Below are 4,013 nucleotides of genomic sequence, written 5' to 3' on the forward strand. Positions count from 1 at the left end.
CCGCGCTCAGCAACCCCATGCGCGCAAGTGCGCCGAGGAAGAGGTCGTTGCTCATTCTGCTGTTCAGGTTTCCCGCGCCCGCGGCTTATCATAGGCACACTTGCTTGTAAACAATACCTGTTTTACGATAATATTCTCTAATATCAATTTCAGCAAAGTAATTAGGTGGAACCATCGTATAAACTACATCTGCTCCTGTGAAAGTTTCTGTAAGAAAGCTTTCATCATCTAATGACCCAATAGCTGCAATTGCTCCTAAATTTTCAATAGCTTGTATTTTTTCAACATTACTGCTTATCACAGTTACTTGATGTCCTTTTTGCACTAACTGTTGTGTTAATGGTTTACCTATGTTCCCTAAAGAACCTGTTAAAATAATTTTCATCTTTTTTTAAGTTTAAATATTGATGCAAATTTCAGTAACATTTAAAGCTTAAAAATAGCCAAATCAACTTTTGTAGTAGTCTTTTCAATGTTTTTTGATAATATTTTTTTTGAATAAAAAATGTGTTCTTAAATTATTTTTTGCTCTTTTTGTATTGATATCATTGCAAACTTATCTCTTAAAATTTTCATATCCTCACTCACTTTTTTATCCAAAACCTTTGCATAATGTTGGGTAGTTCTAAGGTTCTTATGACCTAGCATTTTACTTACGCTTTCTATTGGAACACCATTTGTAAGTGTTACAGTTGTTGCAAAAGTATGTCGGGCAATGTGAAAGGTTAATTCTTTTTCAATCTCGCAAACGCCAGCTATTTCTTTTAGATAAGCATTCATTTTTTGATTGGTTAAAATTGGCAAAAGTCTATCTTCGTTATTGCTTTTTGGATGATCTGAATATTTATCAATAATCATTTGTGTTACTGGAAGAATTGGAATTTTAGAAGCCGTTTCGGTTTTCTGTCTGTGGGTAAATATCCACTTCTCACCATCAATACCGATGCTTATATGCGATTTGGTTAAGTTTTTGACATCTATGTACGCCAAACCAGTAAAACAGCTAAAAAGGAATATATCACGAACCAATGATAATCTTTCGGTTTTAAAATCTTTTTCGATTATTCTTTGAATTTCTTCTTCAGATAAATAAACTCGTTCGACTTCTTTAACTTTTGATTTGTAATTCGCAAATGGATTTTTGTCTATCCAATCATTGGCCAGACAAAGCTTGATTATTTTACTAAAATTCTTGATGTATTTAACGGCTGTATTATTAGCGCAGTTCCGAACGCTTCTTAACCAGAATTCATAATCGGTTACAAATGCGTGATCTATTTTGTTTATCTCAATATCCGAAACTTTGTATTTCCATTGCAGGAACTCGATGGTGTGGCTCAACGAAGTTTTGTAACGTTCTAATGTTCCTGGTGCATATTCTTTCCCAACCAATTCTTTGATTTTGTTGTTGTGGTCTTGGAATATTGGGATTAGCATTCTTTGACGCTGTTCGGTTCCTAATAATTTTTCTTTGAAATTTTCAATCGTTAAGTTCTCGTTTCGGTGCATTAATTCCATTTGTGCATTGAAAACTTTCGTTTTCATCAAATCAAGGTAACTATTTATTGAACGTGCTTCTTCTGTTGTGCCTTTCATTTTAGATAGTTCGGAGGACCATTTGGAGTTATCGACAAATTTCTTGGTGCTGAACTCTAATCGTTTTCCGTCAACTGTTAAGCGCACATAAATTGGGAGTTGTCCTGCTGCATTGGCTTTTGTGCTTTTAGCATAAAAATACAAAGTGATTTTTGTTTTCATAGTGGTAACCTTTTAATTAGTATTCAATTTAGTTTCAAAATCAATATCAAACAAGATGTTCAAATAGTAAACTTGTCGATGAACAAGTGATTGAACTGGTTGTTTGAAATGTTTAAAGGATTTAGCGAGACCCTAATTTTTGAAAATTCTAGGGTCTCGATTTTATCTCTTTAGAGATAAGATTAAATGAATATTTTGGTTAGCACATAAAAGAAAAAACCCCGTAAATCATAAGATTTACGAGGTTTTGATTGCCTTTGTTTAGCAACTGGCGGAGAAAGAGGGATTCGAACCCCCGGACCTGTTACAGTCAACAGTTTTCAAGACTGCCGCATTCGACCGCTCTGCCATTTCTCCAGTATATCGCTATCATTGCTGATTGCGAGTGCAAATATAGTAACCTTTTTTGATTATCAAAAATAAAACTCAATAAAACAAAAAATTTTTTAAAGTAAATTTATTAACTAATTCATTTTTAAAAACTTAAATACAAATAAAATATTTTAGTAAGCTACATATTCCATTATTTCGAGCCCATAACCTATCATTCCAACGCGTTTTGCATGTTCTGCATTAGATACTAATCTTATTTTAGAAATATCTATATCATGAAGAATTTGCGCTCCAATTCCGAAGTCTTTTGCATCAATAATAATTTTAGGCGCTTTCATTTCTCCTTTAGATTGTAAAACTTTAAGTTCAGAAATTCTATTTAATAAACTTACTGATTGCATATCTTGATTAATGAAAATAACAGCTCCTCTACCGGCTTCGTTTATTACTTTAAACATATCGTCAAGTTGTTTGTCAGCATTATTCGTCAATGTGCCTAATAAATCGTTATTTACTTGCGATGAGTTAATTCTAGTTAGTATAGATTCTCCTAAATTCCAAGTTCCTTTAGTTAATGCTATGTGAATTTGTTTATTTGTAGTTTGCTCATAGGCTCTTAATCTAAAAGCTCCAAAACGGGTTTCAATATCAAAATCTTCTTTTTTTACAATCAAACTATCATGTTGCATTCTATAAGCAACTAAATCTTCTATTGAAACGAGTTTTAAATCAAACTTTTTAGCCACTTCAACTAATTGAGGTAAACGTGCCATTGTACCATCTTCGTTCATGATTTCTACAATAACTCCTGCAGACTTGAAACCAGCGAGTCTTGCAAAATCTATTGCAGCTTCCGTATGTCCTGTCCTCCTTAACACTCCTCCTTGTTTAGCTACTAAAGGAAAAATATGTCCTGGTCGTGCTAAATCGTATGGTTTTGTATTTGAATCTATTAAAGAAAGTATTGTTTTTGCTCTATCTGATGCAGATATACCAGTAGTAACTCCATTTCCTTTTAAATCGACAGAAACGGTAAAAGCTGTTTCCATATGATCGGTATTATTAGAAACCATAGCTCTTAAACCCAATTCTTTACAACGACTCTCGGTAAGTGGTGCACATATTAAACCACGACCGTGTGTTGCCATAAAGTTTATCATTTCTGGTGTTACTTTTTCGGCAGCAGCAAGAAAATCACCTTCGTTTTCGCGGTCTTCATCATCAACTACAATAATTACTTTACCTTTGCGAATGTCTTCAATTGCTTCTTCAATAGTATTTAACTTAATCTTCTCAGTAATCATTATAATTGTGATTTATTGCGCTCTGCAAATTTAGTATATATTTTTTTTAATGGTTCTGTTATACCATCGAAACTTATATTTCCGCTATCGTTAATTGCTTTTCTCGTTAAATAAATTGCTAGTGGAACCAATAAGAAAAACGATATCCAAGCTCCAAAAAAAGGTGTTATTCCAGATTCTTGTGCAACTTTTTTCCCAAATGTGTTTAGAAAATGAAAGGTAATAAATATCAGCATAGCAAAAACTATTGGCAAACCCAATCCTCCTTTTCTAATAATAGAGCCAAGTGGTGCTCCTATAAAAAACATTAATATACAGGCAAATGCGATTACAAATTTCTCGTGAATCGATAACCAATAATTATTAATATCTTTCTTCTTGTACCCTAATGAAAAATTATTTATTTCGAAATTTTGCTTAGAACTTAAAGCATCACTAGCAGCAATTTCTAAAATTTTAGATTTTTCCGTTTTACTTAAAAAACTAGTAAGTGCGGGTGTTTTAGATCTTTTTGGTCTTAATGAATCTGGTTGTAGAAGAACATCAACTCGCCGGTGCGCGCATCAACCTTGGGATGTGCCGAAATCCCGTCGAGCGGCACCCACGGCGCGAGACCAA

4 protein-coding genes and 1 tRNA gene are annotated in these 4,013 nt (G+C 33.4%); all 5 read right to left on the minus strand.

Annotated elements, in window-relative coordinates:
- Window positions 1-88: 88 nt before the first annotated feature.
- Window positions 89-385, minus strand: a complete 297-nt coding sequence (locus ACHZC3_RS06240; protein WP_394759015.1) for an SDR family oxidoreductase — start codon at window positions 383-385, stop codon at window positions 89-91.
- A gap of 128 nt (window positions 386-513) precedes the next feature.
- A complete protein-coding gene (locus ACHZC3_RS06245) occupies window positions 514-1,758 on the minus strand; it encodes a site-specific integrase (protein WP_394759016.1) in 1,245 nt (414 codons plus the stop codon).
- A 269-nt stretch (window positions 1,759-2,027) separates the two neighbouring features.
- A tRNA-Ser gene (locus ACHZC3_RS06250) sits at window positions 2,028-2,115 on the minus strand.
- Between the two features lie 146 nt (window positions 2,116-2,261).
- Entirely contained in the window at window positions 2,262-3,395 is a 1,134-nt protein-coding gene (ribB, locus tag ACHZC3_RS06255; protein ID WP_394759017.1) for a 3,4-dihydroxy-2-butanone-4-phosphate synthase, read from the minus strand.
- Complete coding sequence (locus ACHZC3_RS06260; RefSeq protein WP_394759018.1) at window positions 3,395-3,850, minus strand: LptF/LptG family permease; 456 nt, start codon at window positions 3,848-3,850, stop codon at window positions 3,395-3,397. The genes ribB and ACHZC3_RS06260 overlap by 1 nt, the downstream gene beginning before the upstream one ends.
- Window positions 3,851-4,013: the final 163 nt, after the last annotated feature.

This window comes from Flavobacterium sp., from assembly GCF_043720215.1.
Classification (GTDB): domain Bacteria; phylum Bacteroidota; class Bacteroidia; order Flavobacteriales; family Flavobacteriaceae; genus Flavobacterium.